This is a genomic window from Clostridium sp. LXY-7 (genome assembly GCF_056172015.1).
Genome location: NZ_JBLLJL010000001.1, coordinates 1,119,659 through 1,140,421 on the forward strand (window position 1 = coordinate 1,119,659; position 20,763 = coordinate 1,140,421).

Consider the following 20,763-nt stretch of genomic DNA (forward strand, 5'->3'; position numbering starts at 1 on the left):
ATGAGAGTTATTATAGTTGGAGGTGGAGATGCGCCCCCTAAGAAGCTAGTACTAAGTTATATAAATTCTAATACTAAGATAATAGCTGCAGATAGCGGCGCAAATTATTTAATAGAATATGGCATTCAGCCGGATTATGTAGTTGGAGATTTTGATTCTATAGACAAGGAAATAATTAGAGATTTTAAGAAAGGTGAAGTAGTACAGTATCCTGTTGATAAGGATTTCACAGATACTGAATTAGCCTATAATAAAGCCTTAGATATAGGTGCAAAGGAAATAGTTTTTTTAGGATGTACAGGAAAAAGACAAGATCATTTTTTTGCTAATATGTGTGTACTGTATAAAGCCTTAGTGAATAATATTCAGGCATATATGATAGATGAATATAATAAGATATTTCTTGTCAACAAAAAGGTCTCTTTGAGAGGACAAAAAGGTGATGTGTTTTCTGTATTTAGTTATTTTGAGGATGTAGAACAATTGACCATATCTGGAGCTAAATATCCCTTAAAAGAATTTAATTTAACGATGAAAAATAATCTTACAGTATCAAATGAGTTTTTAGATGAAGAGGTACATATAGACTTTAAAAATGGTATATTAGCAGTGGTTATAAGTAAATAAGGCATGTGAAGAAAAATAGGTGAGTAAACTGACTAGTTGTTTTTTAAAATGTCTAGATTGATTATACAAAAATGTTAAAGAAAATACTTAAATTTTCTTTAACATTTTTATTTTGTTTCACAAAATTCAATAGATTTACATATCATAATATAAGCAATGTTATAAAATTTAATGGGGGATTATATGGGGTGGAAATGTAAGAGAAAACGAATAGGGAGTATCATTTGTGCTGTAGGTGCTGGAATAGTATTAGCGGTTCTAATTCCATTTTGGGGATGGATATTTGCAATGGGATGTGTAATTATTGGTGCAGGAGTATATGTAATGAAAAATCGATGCTAATAATTTTTAAGGAGGACCTAAAATGACTATAAAGGTAATTAAATTACCTAAATTTTTATCAAAGATTATACGGGTTTTTGTTAGAAATAAACATAATTAAATTAAAAAAGGTATAAAAAAAATGCAACTAATTAGTTGCATTTTTTTATACCTTAAACAGCACGCTGTACTTTACCTGAACGTAAGCATCTTGTACAAACATGTACAGTTTTAGGTGATCCGTTAACTATAGCTTTAACTCTTTTTAAGTTTGGAGCCCATTTTCTCTTTGATTGACGGTGTGAGTGACTGAATTGTACTCCTGAAACTACACCTTTATCGCATATTTCACATCTTCTTGACATCTACTACACCTCCTAAACATAAAGGTCTTAAATCAAACATAAATTATTTTAACATATATAATAGCATTCTTGCAAGTACTATAGAAAATATATCTAGTAAATATTATTTTAATTAGAAATGACAAGGATATAAAATTTTAAACTTGTGTAGTTGTATATATAAATAGCTAATGTCAAATAATAAGAAAATAGTTAATAGTTATAGGGATATTAATAAAGTGATTATATATACTAGTTGAATTAAATCCCATATTAATATACAATGTTTATAAGGTATAATTAAGGAGGAACAGAGTATGAAGGCTAACGTGAACACTGAATTAGGAAATATATATTATTCTGAAGAAGTGCTAGCTAATATAGCAGGTGTGTCAACCATGGAATGCTATGGAGTAGTAGGAATGGCACTTAAGAATGCAAAGGATGGCTTATGGGAGCTGTTGAAGGCAGAAAATTTAGCTAAGGGCGTTAAAATTATCCACAAAGATGATTCTATAATAGTGGAGTTATATATAATAGTTGAATATGGAACAAAAATTTCTGTAATAGCAAACAACATAATACAAACTGTAAGATATAATTTAGAGAATTTTACAGGTATTAAGGTTTCACAAGTTACAGTTAACGTTCAAGGTGTAAGGATCTAGGAGGTAACAAGAGTGGAATATTTTACAATAAATGGGCAAGATTTTTGCAACATGATAAAGAATGCTTCAAATGCTTTAGAAAAGCAAAAGGAGTATGTAAACTCACTAAATGTATTTCCAGTGCCAGATGGAGACACAGGAACAAATATGTCTCTTACTTTTAAAGCGGCATCTAAGGAAATAAATGGCTTGGAAAACAATACAATTGGTGATATTTCTAAAAAATTAGCAAAAGGTGCCCTAATGGGAGCCAGAGGCAACTCTGGAGTTATACTTTCACAAATATTAAGAGGTATGTCCAAAGGTTTAGAAGGAAAAAAGGAAGCTGGTATTGAGGAAGTTAAGAAATCTTTTGTTGAAGGGTGTAACTTTGCTTACAAAGCTGTAATGAGACCTACAGAGGGAACAATTCTTACAATCATAAGAGCTGCTGCAGATGCTGCTAAAGAGAGTAAGGCTGAAGAGATAATAGCTCTTTTTCAAGAGGTTTGTAATAAGAGTAAAATTATGTTAGATAAAACTCCTGAAATGTTACCACAGTTAAAACAGGCTAAAGTTGTAGATGCTGGAGGAATGGGATTATTAATACTTCTAAGAGGTATGTTGGAGTCACTTGAAAATGGAAGTGATGTAGATTTACTAAAAGATGGAGAAGTTACTAGTGAAGAAGTAAATATAGCATCTCCAGAGAACAATATAGCTCCAGAGGATATTAAGTTCGGATATTGCACTGAATTTATGATATTAAGCAATAAAGTAAATGTAGAAACATTTAAAGAAGAACTAGAGAAAAGAGGAGATTCTATAGTTGTAGTTGGATTAGATGAATTAGTAAAAGTTCATGTTCACACTAATGATCCAGGAGATGTGCTTTCCATGGCATTAACTATGGGTGAAATCACCAAAATTAAAATTGAAAATATGAGAGAGCAAAATAGAGCTCTATCTGATGAAAAACAAGTAGAGGATAGAGTTGATAATAATATTCCCAAAATAGAAGAAGAAAGAAAATCCTATGGCTTTGTTACAGTAGCTAGGGGAGAAGGTATTAGTGCTATATTTAAAGATTTAGGCGTAGACGAGATTATAGAGGGTGGCCAGACTATGAATCCAAGCACTCAAGATATAGTTGAAAGCATCAACAAGGTAAATGCAGACACTGTATTTGTACTACCTAATAATAAGAATATAATTATGGCAGCTACCCAGGCCATAGAACTTATAGAAGATAAAAAGGTAATAGTTATTCCAACCAAAACTATACCTCAAGGTATTACAGCAATTACTATGTTTAATCTAGAAGGAACTTCAGATGAAAATGAAACTACAATGACAGAAGCTCTAGAAAATGTAACATCTGGTTCTGTTACTTATGCTGTAAAAGATACAGAGGATAATGGAAGAGCTATTAAAGAAGGCGATATATTAGGTTTATTAGAAGGTAAAATAGATGAAATTGGAAAAGACATCTATAAAGTATGTGAAAACCTGATTGAAAACATGATAAATGAAAATAGTGAACTTATTACTATATTTTACGGAGAAGATTGTAAAGAAGAAGAAGTAGAGGGTTTAGTAGAAAGTTTAGAAGAGAAGTATCCAGACATGGATGTTCAATGTTTTAATGGTAAGCAGCCATTATATTATTTTATTACATCTGTAGAATAAAAGCCTTAGGGCTTTTTTCTCTATATAAAATTAATATGGAGTGATAGAGTGAATATATATGATGATATTACTTATGTAAAAGGAGTAGGGCCTAAGAGTGCAGAAAAGCTAAACAAATGTGGTATATTTAATTTACTAGATTTACTACTATATTTTCCAAGAGATTATGAGAACATATTTGCTATACAAAATCTCAATGAAATACAAAAAAAAGAGAAGGCGATATTAGAGGTTGAAGTAGAGAAGATATGTAGAGATATAAAGACAAAGACAGGTAAAGTAATGTCAACAGTAATATTTACCTATGAAGGAGAAAAAATAAAAGGAATATGGTTTAATCAACCCTATGCAAAGAACTCATTTTCGTTAGGTGGGAAATACTTAATTAATGGGATCTTAGAGAAGAAAGGGAAAGAATACATAATAAGTAATGCCAAGATTATGAGGAATACAGCTAAAACTAGCAATGATATTATGGCAAAATATCCACTGAAAGATAATTTAAATAACACTTTTCTTAATAAAGTGATTACTGAGGTATTAAGTAAAGTTAATATAAAAGAGAATTTGCCACAAAAACTTTTGGAGAAATATGAGTTTATGCCATTAAATGATGCAATACGTAATATTCATAATCCCACAGATATTATGAATCTGGAGAGGGCAAGACGGAGATTAAAATTCCAAGAGCTTTTTATTTATTCATTGAAGCTTATGATGTTAAAAAACTTCAATGGTTATGCTAAAGGTATACAATTTAATATTGTTTCAGAACTTAAAGAACTAAAAGAAAGTCTTCCTTTTAAACTTACTGAGGCGCAGAGTAAGGCTGTCAGAGAGATTTTAATAGATGAGAAGAAGCCAATACCTATGAATAGATTAGTGCAAGGCGATGTGGGAAGTGGAAAAACAGTAGTATCCCTTATTACTATGTTTAATGTGGTTAAGAATGGATATCAAGTAGCTATGATGGCACCAACAGAAATATTAGCAAAGCAACATTACAGTGAAGCTATAAAAATCTATGAACCTTTTGGTATAACTGTAGAATTGCTTACGGGAAGTATCACAGAAAAAAATAAAGAAGTGATTAAAGAAAAGTTAAAAAGTGGCGAAATACAAGTTATAATAGGTACACATGCACTTATTGAAGATAATGTGGTATTTAATAATTTAGGAATGATAGTTACAGATGAACAGCATAGGTTTGGTGTGGGACAAAGAAGTAAGTTAAATAATAAAGGAGAAAATATAGATGTATTGGTTATGAGTGCAACTCCTATACCAAGAACTCTGTGTTTATATCTATATGGAGATTTAGATGTTTCAATTATTGATTCGTTACCTCCAGGAAGAAAACCTATAGATACATACTATATAAATAGCACTGAAAAGAACAGAGTGTATAATTTTGCACTAAGGGAAATACAAAGTGGAAGGCAAGCCTATGTAGTTTGTCCTTTAGTTGAGGAAAATGAAGATATGAAACTAAGCTCTGTGACAGCACTATATGAAGAGCTTAAAAAAAATTATTTTAGAGATGTGGAAATTGCCATACTTCATGGTAAAATGAGTAATAAAGATAAAAATTTTATAATGGATAGGTTTAAAAATGAAGAAATAAAGGTACTAATCGCTACAACGGTTATAGAAGTAGGAGTAAATGTGCCAAATTCCACTATAATGATTATTGAAAATGCAGAGAGATTTGGATTAGCTCAGCTACATCAACTTAGAGGAAGGGTTGGCAGAGGAAGTTATAAATCTTATTGTATGCTTATTGCTAATATAAAAAGTGAAACAACCAAAAAAAGAATGGATATAATGAAAAATAGTAATGATGGATTTTATATATCAGAGCAGGATTTGAAGCTTCGTGGAAGTGGAGAGATGTTCGGAAGTAGACAATCCGGTGAGAATGGGCTTATTCTTGCTGATTTAATTAATGATTTTAATTTGTTTAAAATAGCTAATGAAGAAGCTAAAGAACTCATTAATAGTAATGATAATGAAAATAAAAGGATAGTGAGAGAAATAATGAGTAATTTAGAAAGAAGTACAAAGTATATATGCTTTAATTAAACCAATTTAGGAGGAACCACCATGAGAGTAATTGCAGGAGTAGCTAGAGGAAGAAAAATATTATCTCCAGAAGGTATGGGAACTAGACCAACTTTAGATAGAATTAAGGAATCAATCTTTAATATAATACAAAATAGAACTAGAGATGCTATAGTTCTTGACCAGTTTGCAGGGACAGGAAGTTTGGGTTTAGAAGCCGTAAGTAGAGGAGCGAAGGAATGCCATCTAATTGATAAAGGTGACATTACTTTTAATTACTTAAAACAAAATGTGATTAATTTGAAATTTGAAGAGAAGTGTACTTGTCATAAAGGAGATTGCTACAATTATTTAGAGGAATTTGGCAGAATTGGGAAGGTGTTCAATTTGATATTCATTGACCCTCCCTATGCTAAAGAAATGATTCAACCATCTATAGATCTTATTGTGAAACATAAACTTCTCAAAGAAGATGGTCTTATTATAACTAAGATAGATTCGTCAGAAGAAATCTATGATGGTAATGAGGAGATTGGACTTATTAACAAAAGAAAATATGGAAATACCACTGTGTGCTTCTATGAATATAAGGAGAATTAAAAATGATAAGAGCAGTTTATCCAGGAAGCTTTGATCCTATTACGAATGGACATCTAGATATAATCAAAAGATGTTCCTATGTATTTGATGAAGTTATTGTAGCGGTGCTAATAAATCCTAATAAGAAAGGGTGGTTTGAAGTAGAAGAAAGAGTAGCTCAAATAGAAAGAGTCATTTCCACTTTTGATAATATTAAAGTAAAAAGCTTCACAGGACTTCTAGTGGATTTTATGGATGATCAGGGTATTGATGTATTAGTAAAAGGATTAAGATCTATGTCAGACTTTGATTATGAATTTCAGATGGCTTTAATGAATAAAAAGCTAGACAAGACTAAAGAAACTATGTTTATGATGACAAATTCCAAATACTCCTATTTGAGTTCCACAGCTATAAAACAGGTAGCCTTATTTAAAGGATGTTTAGATGGGTTAGTACCTAAGGAATTAGAAGAGGAAATAAGAGATCGAGCTAGACTTTTTAAGGGGGAGTTATAGGTGAAAGTTCTTGAATTAATTGATTATCTTGAGCAGAGTATAGAAATGTCTTCTAAGAATTTAGTTGGAAAAGTATCTATAAATAAAAAAGAAACTTTGAAAACCTTAGGTGAAATAAGAAGATTATTACCAGATGAATTAGAAGAAGCAAAAAACATAATAAGAAAAAAGGAATCTATATTAAATGAAGCTAAAAGAGATGGAGAACAAGTTATTGAGAATGCGAGAAGAAAAGCTCAAGATGAGTATGAAAAATCAGAAGTTTTAGTTTCAGCAAAGGCAGCAGCTCAGGAGATTATTGAAAATGCCAATATTGAAGCCAAACAAATTAAAGTTGATGCAGCTAAGTATGCAAAAGAAGTGAAATTTGGAGTAATGAACTATACAGACAAAACTTTAAGTAATTTACAAAAGAATATTGACTTAGTTGGAGAAGAGAGTTTGAAAAGCATTCAAAATGAAATGGAAGACATGCTCGTAAGAATTTATAAGCACATATCTTCCACAACTATAATGGTAAGAGATAACATGAAAGATTTAGGAGATGGAAAATAATTTTTTTATATTCTTTAGAAGAATGGGTAAAACTAAAATAAAAATTAAGGTTACAAATAAATAGATATTAGGTATGTTAAAGCTTGATAATTTGGTAGAAGTAAAAGTCTCTTGGTAAATACCTAATATAGGTAGTTGAATTAATCCAAAAGTTATAATAGAATTGATTATTCCTTGAAAAAACTTCAGAGATATATATTTTTTCATAGAAATTTTATATTTATATATAAAGGAATATACCTGAGAGTTTATAGATAATCCACCAAAGCCGATTAAAAAGCTACATAGTATTAACTTCCAACTGCTTGAAAGTTGGGTAGAGGATAGTATATTGCAGCCATTTGTAACTTCAATTATCCCTAGAATAGTACCGTCTATAGCACTAGTGGGCATAGATAATTTATTACATATATGATATATAGCAGTGGAATATATTTCACTGCTTTTTATTATGTTTATTAGTACTGAAAATATAATTACAAAGCTTCCGATAGATATGCAAGTTTTCACAGCTTCTTCCAAAGCATTCTTTAAGGCGATTCCTAAATTAAGATTATTGATATTAGATCTATTGCCTAATTTAGACATATAATCATATTTGAATTTTTTTCTAGGAAGTATAATTCCCATAGCTATGCACGAAAGTATATTTGCAGCTAGCAATATATAACCAAAATTAGAGTTTTGTAACATAGCAGTGCCAACTGTACCAATTATAAATAAAGGACTCCCATTACTAGCTATATTTAATAATCTTTGGAAGGTACACTTATCAATAAGATTTCTTTCATATAATTCACAAGAGTATTTGGCCCCTAAAGGATATCCACAAAATACACTAGCTAATATTACTACACTACATTGTTTAGGAAGACCAAGAGGTTTACAAATTATGGTCCCTAAAAGTTTAGAGTAAATCTCTATACCCCCAAATACTAATATGAGGTTTATTATTACTAAAAATGGGAACAATGATGGGAATACAGAATAAAAAAATAGTTTTGTTCCGGTTATAGTAAAGTTAATACACTGCTTAGGATTTAAAATAATATATAAAATCATTATAGAAAAACCTAAAGTGAATATTATATTAATAATAAATTTTCTAGAAAACTCTTTTGATAGGCAATAGATTAAGAAAAAAATTGATGCAAGTACTAATATAAATAAATATTTCAATTTTCACAGTCCTTTAAAGTGATATATTAAAATATATTTATGAGATGGGAGAGTTATGATATTAAAGTTCTATAATTTAAATAAAATGTGAAACACTTTATTTTAGGTAAAGGTGCCGTAGGCATAGGTAAATACTCACTACGTTCGTGGTAAGACGTCACTTTGTGACAGGTAAGGAGCAACCGGAGGTTGCAGGAAAGGTGGGAAATCATCAAAGCTGATTTTATATCTTAAAGCGACAAAGTCGCAATATAACTGCTTTTGCCTATGCAAAAGCCACCTTCACCTGTGAGCGAAGCGAACGCCTTACCTGCAACCTACGGTTGCCTTTACCTAAATAAATTACTTCATAATTTATTTATAGGACTAATTAAATAGTCATCGTTATAGTTTATAGAGGGATTAATTATGCTATACGCTTGGGTAGATTTAAGATCTAAGGCTAAAGATTCATTAAGTTCTTTTGGGAATTTTGTATATATAGGAATGTTACTATTAGCTTTCATAGATTTTAGTATTTTTATTCCAGTAGAATTAAAGCCAAGAACTCGTGCATAAGGACAGGTCGACCTTCTTAATTCTAAAGTATTATAATTATGAAATCCCACAAAGTATTGACACAATATTCTACTTATACGGGTGTAAGTATATCGTTTACTTTTAGTTGCAGCTATCACATCATCATAGTTTGAATAAAGAAATAAATTTTTCCTAATTTTATTATAAAGTCCTTCGTTTGCATCAGGAATATTGCTTAAACTATCTGATGAAGAAATAGAATTTAAATATTTTATATAAGGAAACATCATATAATCAAAAGTAAAGTTATAGTTTTTACTTCTTAGTTCATTTAGAATTGTAAAAACATCTTCTGGCACATGATTAATTAAATCTTTTAAGGTGACAGAAGCTTTTAAAAAGTTCCTTATAGCTGTAGCACTAGAAAATACATTATTTAAAGAATTGCTATTATAAGATGCGCCTTCGCGTTTTATGGTATAGGGTACTATAGAGCTATTTAGCTTAGTTAAGCTTTTAATATACTCCATACCTAATATATTATTAGAAGAACTAAGGATGTGATCTATGTGATTAGTTGCATTTAAATTATTAAGATTTAAATAATCTAAGAGGGCTAAGGAACGAGCTTTAGGAAAAGGAATGCCAAGATCTAAGAAGCTTTTTAGTCCATTTTTAAATTCTAATGGTTCTTCAATTAATACTTTTGAAATAGTTGATAATGTGGAAATATCTCCCAGCTCGCTTCCAAAGCAGATAGAATCCACGACCCCAAGGTTATGTAGAAGGCTTATTGCACCAAAAGAAAAAAATTCTGCAGAAGATAGACTGTATATAACAGGGAGTTCTAATACTAAATCAACACCACTATTAAGAGCCATGGAGGTTTTGTTCCACTTATCTATAACAGATGGAATTCCACGTTGATTAAAGTTACCACTCATTATTGCAATTAGACCATCACAATTAGTAAGTTCCTTAGTTTTATTAATATGGTAAGTATGACCATTGTGCAATGGGTTATATTCAACCACAATACCAGAAATTTTCATAAAATCACTCCATCATTTAATATATTAAATTTAATTCAGAGAAAATAATCTTAAAAAGAATTTTCATATTAGAATTATATCAAATAATATATTTTATTAGTACATTAATTAATAGAATAAGACTAAACTTAAATGTAAAATACATAAGAAATTCACTGATAGAGGTTGAAAAATATAGGTAAAAAGGGGTATAGTAAATAGGGGATATTTAGTAGTTTTTACTGAAAGGAGTAATACAATATGAGTTTTACAGAAAAAGTATGGAAATTAGCTCAAGGAGAGCTAAAAAAAATTGTTCTTCCAGAGGGGGAAGAGGAGAGGAATATAAAAGCTGCAGAGATAATTCATAAGAACAAGCTTGCAGAAGTTATTTTAATAGGAAGTTTACAAGCAATTAAAGAAAATGCCACAAAATTTGGTGTAAATATTGAAGGTATAGAAATAATTGATCCAGCAACTTCACTAAAAACAGAAGAATATGCTAAAGGTTTTTATGAACTAAGAAAAAGCAAAGGTATCACAGAAGAAAAAGCATTAGCTACAGTGAAAGATCCATTATATTTTGGAACAATGATGGTTAAATTAGATCATGCAGACGGATTGGTATCAGGAGCTATACACAGTACTGGAGACTTATTACGTCCAGGACTTCAAATAATTAAAACAGCACCAGGAACAAAGGTTGTATCTAGTTTCTTTGTAATGGAAGTACCAAATAGTCCTTATGGAGACAATGGTGTCTTATTATTTGGGGATTGTGCAGTTAACCCAAATCCAACTGCAGAAGAACTTTCATCAATAGCAATAAGTACTGCTGAAAATGCAAAGGTACTATGTGGAATGGAACCAAAGGTTGCAATGCTTTCTTTCTCTACAATGGGAAGTGCTAAGCATGAAAATGTAGATAAGGTAGTTAAAGCAGCTGAAATAGCTAAGAATGAAAGACCAGACCTTCAAATTGATGGAGAATTACAGTTAGATGCAGCCATAGTAGATAAAGTTGCTAGTTTAAAAGCACCAAACAGTAAGGTGGCAGGTCAAGCTAATGTGTTAATATTTCCAGATTTACAAGCAGGAAATATTGGATATAAATTAGTTCAAAGATTTGCAGGAGCAGAGGCCATAGGACCAGTATGTCAAGGATTTGCGAAACCAATAAATGATTTATCTAGAGGCTGTAGTGTTGAAGATATAGTTAATGTAGTAGCGATAACTGCAGTTCAAGCTCAAAACAGCGTTAAATAGTTTAAATTATCTTTAAATTACTTTAATTATTGATTTAATTATTAACATAGGTTAATCTAATATAGAATATATTTTATCACAATTAGGAGGAAAAGCTATGAAAATATTAGTTATCAACTGTGGAAGTTCTTCATTAAAGTATCAATTGATAAACATGGAGAATGAAGAATCATTAGCACAAGGATTAGTTGAAAGAATAGGAATTGAGGGCTCTATACTAACTCAAAAAGTTCCAGGGAAAGATAAATACATAATACAAGAGCCAATGAATGATCATAAAGATGCAATAAAATTAGTTTTAGGTGCATTGGTAGATAAAAACCATGGAGTAATAGCTTCAATGGATGAAATATCTGCAGTAGGACACAGAGTTGTTCACGGTGGAGAGAAATATGCTACATCAGTAGTAATAACTGATGTAGTTATGGCTCAATTAGAAGAATGTGTAAAACTTGCACCACTTCATAATCCAGCAAATATAATAGGAATCAATGCTTGTAAGAGTTTAATGCCAACAACTCCAATGGTAGCTGTATTTGATACTGCTTTCCATCAAACAATGCCAAAAGAAGCATATATGTATGCATTACCATATGAATTGTACACTAAGCATGGTATAAGAAAATATGGATTCCATGGAACATCTCATAGATTCGTATCTGCTGAATGTGCAAAAATGATGGGTAAAGATATAAAAGATATTAAAATTATTACTTGTCACCTAGGAAATGGAGCTAGTTTGGCAGCTGTTAAAAATGGAGTATCTGTAGATACAAGTATGGGATTCACTCCACTTGAAGGTATAGTAATGGGAACTAGATGCGGGAATATAGATCCAGCTATAGTTACTTTCTTAATGAAGCAAGAAAATATGTCTGCTGATGAAGTTAACGACTTAATGAACAAAAAATCAGGTGTTTTAGGATTATCAGGAGTAAGTAGTGATTTTAGAGACATTGAGAATGCTGCTAATGAAGGAAATGAAAGAGCAACACTTGCGTTAGAGGTTTATAACTATAAGGTTAGACAAATGATAGGTGCATATGCAGCATCTATGGGCGGAGTAGATGCAGTTGTATTCACAGCTGGTCTTGGAGAAAATGCAGCAGCTACAAGGGAAGAAATCTGCAAAGGCTTAGAATTCTTAGGAATAGAAGTAGATAGTGATAAAAACAATGTAAGAGGAAAAGCTGTAGAAGTAAGTAAAGATAACTCTAAAGTTAAAGTATTTGTAATACCAACTAATGAAGAGTTAGTAATTGCTAGAGACACTAAAGAATTAACTACAAAGTAGTATAATTTATTAAATTATTATTTATATAAATTATAAACTGCTCCAGCGATCCATATAAATAATATCTATAATAAATTAAACTTGACTTTTATGGATATACTTTATATAATAATTTGTGTTTGAATATAGTACATCAAATCAACTTAAGGAGGGACGTTGGAGCTTTGCTCAAGCTATGCATATTTTGCATTATATACAAAAAAAGTAATTTTTGTATGAGAAAGGACATGATTGTGTTCTTTTAGAGCGTTTACCATGATTATAGATATTTCTGATTTAAAAACGAAAAAATTTACCAAGAAAAATATCAATATAGAGATTGAAAAAGATAATTTTTATGATGGTAGTGAAACAATAACCTTATCTAAACCTATTAAGTTTGATGGAATTTTACGTCGTAGAGACGATATATTCGAACTTATTGGAGAAGTAACTACCCAGGTAGTTTTAAATTGTTCCAGATGTTTAGAATCTTTTGTTAAGGATTTAAATATACACATTGAAGAGCAGTTATCTACCAATGATGAGGATGAAATTATCTCAATAAATAAGGATAATATAGATATTTATGAAATTATTGAAAACAGCATCATCATCGAATTGCCAATAAAAAGGCTTTGTAATGAAGAATGTAAAGGCTTATGCCAGTATTGTGGAAAAGATTTAAATTATGGACAATGTTCTTGTGATGATTTTGATGTAGACCCTAGACTGGAAAAGCTAAAAAATTTGTTTTCTAACTCATAAGGAGGTGTAATAATGGGAAATCCTGCTAGAAAATTTTCAAAAGCAAGAAGAGACTCAAGAAGAGCTCAAACATTCAAACTTGGGTTACCAGGAATAGTTGAATGCCCTCAGTGCCATGAAATGAAACTTGCTCATAGAGTTTGCAAAAACTGTGGTTACTACAAAAATAGAGAAGTTGTTTCAACTGAGAAATAATAAAGAAAGTCGTTAGACTTTCTTTTTATTTTTGTAGAATTATATATAGTAAATATATTATAATGTATTTAATTACAGAAAAGTAGTTTTACAAAATTTAAGTTATACTTATAAGTTAATAAACTAGCTTAATTGTAAAATATATAATTATTAGACTAAGACACAGTAGAAAAGTGAGAGGTAACATATGAAAGTTGTAGTTGATGGAATGGGTGGAGATAATTCACCACAAGCTATAGTAGAGGGTTGTATATTAGCCCAGAAAGAATATAATATAGATATAGTTATTACTGGTCCGGAAGATGTTATAACTCAAGAATTAAGCAAATATGAATATAATAAAGGAAAAATTACAATAGTTAATGCCACTGAGGTTATAACTTTAAACGAATCTCCAGTTAAAGCATTAAAATCTAAAAAAAATTCCTCACTAGTAAAGGCTTTAAATTTAGTTAAGGATGGGGAGGTAGATGCAATTATATCTGCAGGAAGTACAGGAGCATTTTTAGCTGGATGTACACTTATAGTAAAGAGAATAAAAGGTATAGATAGACCTGCATTGGCCCCTGTAATGCCAGGTAAGAATGGTCCTTTTATGATAATTGATGTAGGGGCTAATGCAGATTGTAAACCTCATTATTTGACTCAATTTGCTAATATGGGAAAAGTATATTTTGAAAATGTTTTGGGAATACCAAACCCATCAGTAGGTCTTATCAATATAGGAGCAGAAGAGGAAAAGGGAAATGAGTTAACAAAAGAAGCTCATAAACTTTTAAAAGAGGAGCCAATAAATTTTATTGGAAATATAGAACCTAGAGACATACCTAAAGGAGAAGTAAATGTACTTGTTTGTGATGGGTTTGTTGGAAATACTGTGCTAAAGATGTATGAAGGTGTTGCAGCTACTATTTTTAGTGAATTAAAGGAAGAAATAATGGGATCTACGAGGTCAAAACTTGGAGGAATTCTATTAAAGCCAGTATTCACTAGATTTAAAAAACATTATGATTATAAGGAGTACGGTGGAGCAGCATTTTTAGGGGTGAATGGTATATGTATTAAAGCACATGGTAGTTCAGATGCTAAGGCCTTAAAGAATGCTATAAAGCAAGCAAAAATATCTTATGATAATGAAGTACTGAAAAAAATGAAAAATGTATTTGAAAGAGAAAATATTTATGAATAAAATGAATAAAAATGAATAAGTGCAGTATATTATAATAAAGTATTATTAAAAATATAGTTGATAAATTTACAATATGCTATTATATTAATAGAGTATTAAATGTTTATTTTTAGGAGGATGAATAAAAATGTTTGAAAAAATAAGACAAAAAATAGCTGAACAATTAAGTATTGATGAAGATGAGATAACTATGGAATCGTGCTTTGTAGATGATTTAGGGGCAGATTCACTAGATATAGTTGAGCTAATTATGGCTTTGGAAGAAGAATTTGATATGGAAATACCAGATGAAGATGCTGAAAAGATATCTACTGTAGGAGATGTAGTGGAATACATAAAAGCAAGAGTAGAAGATTAGTAATAGGTTCCGTATAAAATGCGGAACCTTATTTTTAGGTTTATTCTTGAATTTATTATATAAATAAGTATTAAGCTAAAGATAAAAACATAAGAATAAATTGAAGAATAAGCTTCTGAAGAGGAGTACAAAGATGAGAATTTTAAAAAATACTTTAGAAATTAAGAAAAACTTAAATGTTGAAATAAATAACTTAGAATTGTTACAAATAGCTATAACTCACAGCTCATATGCCAATGAGAGAAATATTAGATTTAATGAGAGATTAGAGTTTCTTGGGGATACTGTGCTGGAGCTAGTTATATCTGAATATCTATTTTCAAATAATAAGAATGAGAGTGAAGGATATTTAACCAAAATAAGGGCTTTGATTGTATGTGAGAATTCATTATTTGAAGTAGCTAAAAAATGGAATTTAGGGAAATATATATATATGAGTAAAGGAGAAGAATTAACAGGAGGTAGGACTAGAGTTTCTATTTTAGCTGATGCAGTAGAAGCTATAATCGCAGCAATCTACCTGGATAGAGGAATTGAAGTTATAAGAGAGTTTATATTAAGTAATTTTGAATTCATAATAAAAAAAGCTATAGATAATAAAATTATTTTAGATTATAAAACTAAATTGCAGGAAATACTTCAAAAAGATGGAGAGGTAAATATTTGCTATAACCTTCTTAAATTTGAAGGGCCACCTCATAGAAGAGAATTTTATGTTGAGATATTAATAAATGGAAAATCTATGGGTAGTGGAGTAGGCTATAGCAAGAAAGATGCAGAACAAAAGGCAGCGAAAGAAGTTTTAATTAGCAGAGGTGATATTATTGAATAAAGCTCATTATATAATACCGATTTTTGTCCCTCACGAAGGATGTCCTCACACCTGTGTATTTTGTAATCAAGATAGTATTACAGGAAGCTGCTTTAAAATAGATGGAGAGTTTGTAAGAACTACCATAGAAGAATACTTGAAGACTATGGATGGAAATAATTCAGTAATTGAGGTATCCTTTTTTGGAGGAACATTTACTGCAATTAATATAAATAAGCAAAAAGAACTATTAAAAATAGCTAAAGAATATAAGGATCGTGGAAGAATAAATCATATAAGATTATCTACTAGACCTGATTATATTGATGAAGAAATATTAACAAATTTAAAAAAGCATGGAGTAGATATAATAGAACTTGGAGTTCAATCCTTAGATGATGAAGTGTTAATTAAATCTGGTAGAGGTCATAGCGTAGAGGATGTCAGAATGGCATCGGAGTTAATTAAAAAATTTGAGTTTACATTGGGGCATCAGATAATGCTTGGCCTCCCAGGAGATAATTTCCAAAAAGATATAGATACCACAAAAAAAATAATAGCTATGAAACCTAGCATTTGTCGAATATACCCCTCTCTAGTAATAAAAAATACACCTATGGAAAAGTTACTTAATAATGGTGAATATAAACCTTATACTTTACATGATGCAGTAGACATATCTAAAAAGATTTATGCTATGCTAGAGAGTAATGATATCAAGGTAATTAGAATAGGTCTTCAACCAACTGAAGAGATAAGCTATGATGGAGATATAATTGATGGACCTTTTCACCCTTCTTTTAGAGAACTTGTAGAGAGTAGTATTTTTTCAGATATGATTACTAAATACTACTTATGTGGTAATCATATGGATAAGATAATATTAGTTAATCCTAAAGACATATCTAAGTTATATGCAAATAAGAAATATTATTTTAATAATATGCTAGACAAATTAAAGTGTAATTCCATGAAAGTAGTTCAAAGTGAAGATATTCCAAGAGGGTCCTTAGGATTTTATGACAATGTAGAGAAAAAGGTAATTTCGCAAAAAAAATATATGAAAGAAAATTTCTAGTAAATAAAATTTGAAATTTTAAAGTAAATACTATAAACTATGTATAACAAAATATCTAGAGGTGATTTTATGAGAATGAACAAGAAAAAAAGAGAGAAGATAAGTAAGATAATAATATTATTAATGTGTGGAGTTTTTGTTCTAGGCATAGTAATTCCACTAATTGTGTCTTAAGAATTTAGGAGAGTGAATAAATGTTCTTAAAATCTATTGAAATAAGGGGTTTTAAATCTTTTGCTGATAAGACAGAACTTAACTTCAAAAATGGGGTAACAGCAGTAGTTGGACCTAATGGTAGTGGAAAAAGTAATATTTCTGATGCGGTTAGATGGGTTTTAGGAGAGCAGAGTGTTAGAAATTTAAGAGGAGATAAAATGGAAGATGTAATTTTTGCAGGCACTCAGTATAGAAAACCTGTAGGTCTTGCTCAAGTTTCTCTCACTCTTGATAACTTAAATAGCGAATTAGACATAGAATACTCGGATGTAACTATATCTAGACGATTATATCGCTCAGGAGAAAGTGATTATCTTATAAATAATACTTCTTGTAGATTAAAAGATGTACAAGCATTATTTATGGATACAGGCATAGGTAAAGAAGGATATTCTATTATTGGACAAGGAAAAATTGACGCTATTTTAAGTGGTAAATCTGATGATAGAAGAAAACTCTTAGAAGAGGCCGCAGGAATAGTTAAATATAAAACTAGAAAAGAAGAAGCAGAAAAAAAATTAGAAAATACAGAACAAAATTTAATTAGAATAGATGACATTATATCCACTTATGAAGAAAGATTAGAACCGCTTAAAAATGAAAGTGAAAAAGCTAAACGATTTTTGACTCTTTCTGAAGATGTAAAGAAAAAGGAAATTAATATTATTATTGATTCTATAGATAATACTAAAAGGTATGTAGAAAATATAACAGTATATATGGAGAAAATTAAAAATGAAATTATAGAATTAAATAATAATAAAAGTGATTTAAAGGTAGAGTTAAATAAAAGAAATAATGATTTAGAGGAATTTAATAGAAGATATGAAGAAAAAAGAGCTCTTTATTATGAGAATAAAGAGAAACATCAAAGTATTGTATCAGAGATGCAACTATTAGATGAAAAAATAAACTCTTCAAGAAATGCTATGGAGAGATTAGATAATTTAATAAATAATATACAAAATGAAATACAAACGGAAGAAAAAAAACTTTTAGACTTTAAAAATAAGATTCAATTGTTAAAAGAGGACCAGTTAAGATTAAGCGAAGATATAAAAATTATAGATGAAAAAATAAAGGAAAGCTTATTCAGTATAGAAGGATTTAATGAAAAATTAAAAGAACTAGAGAATTTGAAGCAAAAACATCAGGAGGTTAAAAATAAAACTGTTAACAATATTTATTTGTTAAAAAATAATATTGATGTAACTAGCAATGTTATAGAAAATTTAATTCTTGATGTACAAGGTCATAAAAATTCTTTGACTATAAACAATAGCACTAAGGTATTGCTTGAAGATGAAGGAAAAAATATCGAAAGTAAAATTAGTTTTTATGAAGAAGAGATCAGTGGAAATAAAAAAGGTATTAATAGTTTAAAACATTCATTTACTATGAAAGAAAAGAATCAGAAGGATTTAAGTATAAAACAAAGTAATACGCAGGCTAGATTGAATGCCCTTATAAATTTAGAAAATACATATGAGGGGTATAACAAATCTGTAAAGAATCTAATGCAGCACATATCCAATGAGAAATTATATAAGATTAATAAGGATTGTTTTGTATTAGGAGAAGTTATAAAGGTTGATAAAGAGTTCGAAACAGCTATAGAAATTGCATTGGGCGGAAGTATATCGCATATAGTAACTACCAATGAAAATATAGCTAAAGATTTAATTAATCGATTAAAAACATATAATCTTGGTAGAGCTACATTTTTGCCAATGACTATAGTTAAAGGTCGAGTATTGGAAGTTGAGGATTCTATAAAAGATATAAAAGGCTACATTGGCATAGCTAGTGAATTAGTAAAATATAATTCTATGTTTAAGGGAGTAGTAGATAATGCTCTTGGAAGAACATTAGTATGTAATAACATGGATAATGGATTATGTATTGCAAAAATTAGTGGATATAAATATAGAATTGTTACATTAGAAGGTGAAGTTATTAATCCAGGTGGAGCATTAACTGGAGGAAGTTATTCAAAAAATGCTAATATCATGGGTAGAAAAAGAGAAATTGAGGAATTAAGGATTAAAATTCAAGAAAATAATAAGATTATAGAAAAATTAAATGTGGATATTAGAAGTTTAAGTAATGATATAAAAGAATTAGATGAAAAGAACTTAAACTTACGAGATGAGATTCACTTTGAAAATATAGAGATAACAAAAGTTAAGGAAAAAATTAAAACCCTTTCAGAAGAAGCTATAAAATTAAAAAGTAATATGCAAAAAGCTATTGATGAGTTAAAGATAGAAGAGCATAAGTTGAGAACTTTTAAAGAAGAGTTAAAGAATAAAGAGGAAAGTTTAATTGCAATAGATAATGAAATAAACCTATATGAAAATGAATATTTAGAAATTAACTCTAGTGCAAGTGACAAAAATAGAAGCGTTGAAGATTTAAAAGAGAATTTAACAGTATTTAGAGTTAACAAAGCGAAAATTGATGAAATGATTAATAATCATTGCAATGAAGTGGAGAGAGTAAAATCTCAAATTAGAATTAATGAAGAAAAATTAAAGAATAGCTTGGATGAATTAAACTCAACTTTAGAGACAGAGCAGAGTTATATAATAAAGAAGCAGGAAAATCAAAGGAATATTTTTAGTATTACCAATTCTATAGATGAATTAGAATTAGTATTTAAAGATACAGAAATTTATAGATTAAAGATGAAAGAAAAAATTCCTGTAATTATGGCTCAGATTGAAGACATTAACTTACAGACAGAGAAGCTAGATAAGGATATTCATAAGCAAGAAGTAGTTTTAGCTAAAATACAGACAGAGGAAGAGGGATTCCTTGAAAAGTTAAATGAGGAATATAATTTAACTTTTGCGGAAGCTTTAGATTTTAAAGAAGAAACACAGGATGTTAAAGCTTTAAAGGAAGATGTATCCATATTAAAATCACAAATATCTTCTCTAGGAATTGTTAATGTTGGTGCTATTGAAGAATTTAAAGAGGTAAAAGAAAAATTTGTTTTTATGAATAATCAGCGTGAAGATTTGGTAAAATCAAAAGAAGAACTGAGTTTGGTAATAGATGAAATGACACAAAAAATGAGGAAAATGTTTAAGGAGAATTTTGAAAAACTCAGAATTAATTTCAATGAGACCTTTAAAGAGTTATTCAAGGGAGGACGTGCAGATTTAATTCTTCAAGGAGAAGATGAGCTTTCAGCTAAGATTGATATTAATGTAGAACCGCCAGGGAAAAAATTGCAGAATATAAATCTTATGTCTGGTGGAGAGAAGGTATTGTCAGCAATAGCATTGCTTTTTTCTATACTAAAAATGAAGCCCACTCCGTTCTGTATTTTGGATGAAATTGAAGCTGCATTAGATGATGTTAATGTAATTAGATATGGAGAATTTTTGAAAAAATTCTCTGAAAACATTCAATTTATAGTTATAACTCATAGAAAGGGAACTATGGAAGCAAGTGATATGATTTATGGGGTAACCATGGAAGAAAAGGGAGTATCTAAGGTAGTTTCTATAGATTTTACAAAATAAGAAAGG

General features: G+C 29.7%; 20 protein-coding genes. 17 read left to right on the forward strand and 3 right to left on the reverse strand.

Annotated features, from left to right (window positions below; translation table 11 throughout):
• Both ACI48Q_RS05300 and ACI48Q_RS05305 read left to right on the forward strand, forming a co-directional pair.
• Nucleotides 1-627, forward strand: a complete 627-nt coding sequence (locus tag ACI48Q_RS05300; protein WP_474918001.1) for a thiamine diphosphokinase — start codon at nt 1-3, stop codon at nt 625-627.
• Nucleotides 628-810: 183 nt separating this feature from the next.
• Complete coding sequence (locus tag ACI48Q_RS05305) at nt 811-969, forward strand: hypothetical protein (RefSeq protein ID WP_474918002.1); 159 nt, start codon at nt 811-813, stop codon at nt 967-969.
• A 152-nt stretch (nt 970-1,121) separates the two neighbouring features.
• Here ACI48Q_RS05305 and rpmB read toward each other — a convergent pair whose 3' ends face one another.
• Complete coding sequence (gene rpmB, locus ACI48Q_RS05310) at nt 1,122-1,313, reverse strand: 50S ribosomal protein L28 (RefSeq protein ID WP_474918003.1); 192 nt, start codon at nt 1,311-1,313, stop codon at nt 1,122-1,124.
• A gap of 296 nt (nt 1,314-1,609) precedes the next feature.
• Here rpmB and ACI48Q_RS05315 point away from each other — a divergent pair, with 296 nt between their 5' ends.
• Genes ACI48Q_RS05315 through ACI48Q_RS05340 form a run of 6 tightly spaced genes read left to right on the forward strand, consistent with a single transcriptional unit; the run spans nt 1,610 to nt 7,341 of the window.
• The gene (locus tag ACI48Q_RS05315) at nt 1,610-1,960 is read left to right on the forward strand and encodes an Asp23/Gls24 family envelope stress response protein (protein WP_474918004.1); all 351 of its coding nucleotides are present in this window, start codon (nt 1,610-1,612) and stop codon (nt 1,958-1,960) included.
• 12 nt (nt 1,961-1,972) lie between these two features.
• Nucleotides 1,973-3,628 (forward strand): DAK2 domain-containing protein, encoded by a 1,656-nt coding sequence (locus tag ACI48Q_RS05320; protein ID WP_474918005.1) that lies wholly within the window; start codon nt 1,973-1,975, stop codon nt 3,626-3,628.
• Between the two features lie 48 nt (nt 3,629-3,676).
• Nucleotides 3,677-5,710 (forward strand): ATP-dependent DNA helicase RecG, encoded by a 2,034-nt coding sequence (recG, locus tag ACI48Q_RS05325; RefSeq protein WP_474918006.1) that lies wholly within the window; start codon nt 3,677-3,679, stop codon nt 5,708-5,710.
• A 21-nt stretch (nt 5,711-5,731) separates the two neighbouring features.
• Complete coding sequence (gene rsmD / locus ACI48Q_RS05330; protein ID WP_474918007.1) at nt 5,732-6,289, forward strand: 16S rRNA (guanine(966)-N(2))-methyltransferase RsmD; 558 nt, start codon at nt 5,732-5,734, stop codon at nt 6,287-6,289.
• Between the two features lie 2 nt (nt 6,290-6,291).
• Nucleotides 6,292-6,786 (forward strand): pantetheine-phosphate adenylyltransferase, encoded by a 495-nt coding sequence (coaD, locus tag ACI48Q_RS05335; RefSeq protein WP_474918008.1) that lies wholly within the window; start codon nt 6,292-6,294, stop codon nt 6,784-6,786.
• Nucleotides 6,787-7,341 carry an ATP synthase subunit B family protein gene (locus ACI48Q_RS05340; protein ID WP_474918009.1) on the forward strand — a complete coding sequence of 185 codons (555 nt, stop codon included), beginning with the start codon at nt 6,787-6,789 and terminating at the stop codon, nt 7,339-7,341.
• Here ACI48Q_RS05340 and ylbJ read toward each other — a convergent pair.
• Nucleotides 7,324-8,520, reverse strand: a complete 1,197-nt coding sequence (gene ylbJ / locus ACI48Q_RS05345; RefSeq protein ID WP_474918010.1) for a sporulation integral membrane protein YlbJ — start codon at nt 8,518-8,520, stop codon at nt 7,324-7,326. The genes ACI48Q_RS05340 and ylbJ overlap by 18 nt on opposite strands.
• Nucleotides 8,521-8,867: 347 nt before the next feature.
• On the reverse strand, nt 8,868-10,091 hold the full coding sequence (locus ACI48Q_RS05350) for a nucleotidyltransferase (RefSeq protein WP_474918011.1): 1,224 nt from the start codon (nt 10,089-10,091) through the stop codon (nt 8,868-8,870).
• 240 nt (nt 10,092-10,331) lie between these two features.
• On the opposite strand from ACI48Q_RS05350, the gene pta reads away from it, so the two are divergent.
• From pta to smc, 9 genes are all read left to right on the forward strand, one after another.
• Nucleotides 10,332-11,336: a phosphate acetyltransferase gene (pta, locus tag ACI48Q_RS05355; RefSeq protein WP_474918012.1), complete on the forward strand. Its 1,005-nt coding sequence runs from the start codon at nt 10,332-10,334 to the stop codon at nt 11,334-11,336.
• A 97-nt stretch (nt 11,337-11,433) separates the two neighbouring features.
• Entirely contained in the window at nt 11,434-12,630 is a 1,197-nt protein-coding gene (locus ACI48Q_RS05360; protein ID WP_474918013.1) for an acetate/propionate family kinase, read from the forward strand.
• A gap of 255 nt (nt 12,631-12,885) precedes the next feature.
• A complete protein-coding gene (locus tag ACI48Q_RS05365; protein ID WP_474918014.1) occupies nt 12,886-13,377 on the forward strand; it encodes a YceD family protein in 492 nt (163 codons plus the stop codon).
• 12 nt (nt 13,378-13,389) lie between these two features.
• Entirely contained in the window at nt 13,390-13,572 is a 183-nt protein-coding gene (rpmF, locus tag ACI48Q_RS05370; RefSeq protein ID WP_474918015.1) for a 50S ribosomal protein L32, read from the forward strand.
• Between the two features lie 187 nt (nt 13,573-13,759).
• Nucleotides 13,760-14,761, forward strand: coding sequence for a phosphate acyltransferase PlsX (gene plsX, locus ACI48Q_RS05375; RefSeq protein ID WP_474918016.1), 1,002 nt, complete (start codon nt 13,760-13,762; stop codon nt 14,759-14,761).
• Nucleotides 14,762-14,888: 127 nt separating this feature from the next.
• Nucleotides 14,889-15,119, forward strand: a complete 231-nt coding sequence (acpP, locus tag ACI48Q_RS05380; protein WP_474918017.1) for an acyl carrier protein — start codon at nt 14,889-14,891, stop codon at nt 15,117-15,119.
• A 133-nt stretch (nt 15,120-15,252) separates the two neighbouring features.
• A complete protein-coding gene (rnc, locus tag ACI48Q_RS05385) occupies nt 15,253-15,951 on the forward strand; it encodes a ribonuclease III (protein WP_474918018.1) in 699 nt (232 codons plus the stop codon).
• Nucleotides 15,944-17,008: an elongator complex protein 3 gene (locus ACI48Q_RS05390; RefSeq protein WP_474918019.1), complete on the forward strand. Its 1,065-nt coding sequence runs from the start codon at nt 15,944-15,946 to the stop codon at nt 17,006-17,008. The genes rnc and ACI48Q_RS05390 overlap by 8 nt, the downstream gene beginning before the upstream one ends.
• A 194-nt stretch (nt 17,009-17,202) precedes the next feature.
• A complete protein-coding gene (gene smc / locus ACI48Q_RS05395; protein ID WP_474918020.1) occupies nt 17,203-20,757 on the forward strand; it encodes a chromosome segregation protein SMC in 3,555 nt (1,184 codons plus the stop codon).
• Nucleotides 20,758-20,763: the final 6 nt, after the last annotated feature.

Bases quoted from the DNA above. Each gene is read 5' to 3' on its own strand.
- ACI48Q_RS05300 (WP_474918001.1), top strand. From the start codon at position 1: ATGAGAGTTATTATAGTTGGAGGTGGAGATGCGCCCCCTAAGAAGCTA.
- ACI48Q_RS05305 (WP_474918002.1), top strand. From the start codon at position 811: ATGGGGTGGAAATGTAAGAGAAAACGAATAGGGAGTATCATTTGTGCT.
- rpmB (WP_474918003.1), bottom strand. From the start codon at position 1,313: ATGTCAAGAAGATGTGAAATATGCGATAAAGGTGTAGTTTCAGGAGTA.
- ACI48Q_RS05315 (WP_474918004.1), top strand. From the start codon at position 1,610: ATGAAGGCTAACGTGAACACTGAATTAGGAAATATATATTATTCTGAA.
- rsmD (WP_474918007.1), top strand. From the start codon at position 5,732: ATGAGAGTAATTGCAGGAGTAGCTAGAGGAAGAAAAATATTATCTCCA.
- coaD (WP_474918008.1), top strand. From the start codon at position 6,292: ATGATAAGAGCAGTTTATCCAGGAAGCTTTGATCCTATTACGAATGGA.
- ACI48Q_RS05350 (WP_474918011.1), bottom strand. From the start codon at position 10,091: ATGAAAATTTCTGGTATTGTGGTTGAATATAACCCATTGCACAATGGT.
- pta (WP_474918012.1), top strand. From the start codon at position 10,332: ATGAGTTTTACAGAAAAAGTATGGAAATTAGCTCAAGGAGAGCTAAAA.
- ACI48Q_RS05360 (WP_474918013.1), top strand. From the start codon at position 11,434: ATGAAAATATTAGTTATCAACTGTGGAAGTTCTTCATTAAAGTATCAA.
- ACI48Q_RS05365 (WP_474918014.1), top strand. From the start codon at position 12,886: ATGATTATAGATATTTCTGATTTAAAAACGAAAAAATTTACCAAGAAA.
- rpmF (WP_474918015.1), top strand. From the start codon at position 13,390: ATGGGAAATCCTGCTAGAAAATTTTCAAAAGCAAGAAGAGACTCAAGA.
- plsX (WP_474918016.1), top strand. From the start codon at position 13,760: ATGAAAGTTGTAGTTGATGGAATGGGTGGAGATAATTCACCACAAGCT.
- acpP (WP_474918017.1), top strand. From the start codon at position 14,889: ATGTTTGAAAAAATAAGACAAAAAATAGCTGAACAATTAAGTATTGAT.
- rnc (WP_474918018.1), top strand. From the start codon at position 15,253: ATGAGAATTTTAAAAAATACTTTAGAAATTAAGAAAAACTTAAATGTT.
- smc (WP_474918020.1), top strand. From the start codon at position 17,203: ATGTTCTTAAAATCTATTGAAATAAGGGGTTTTAAATCTTTTGCTGAT.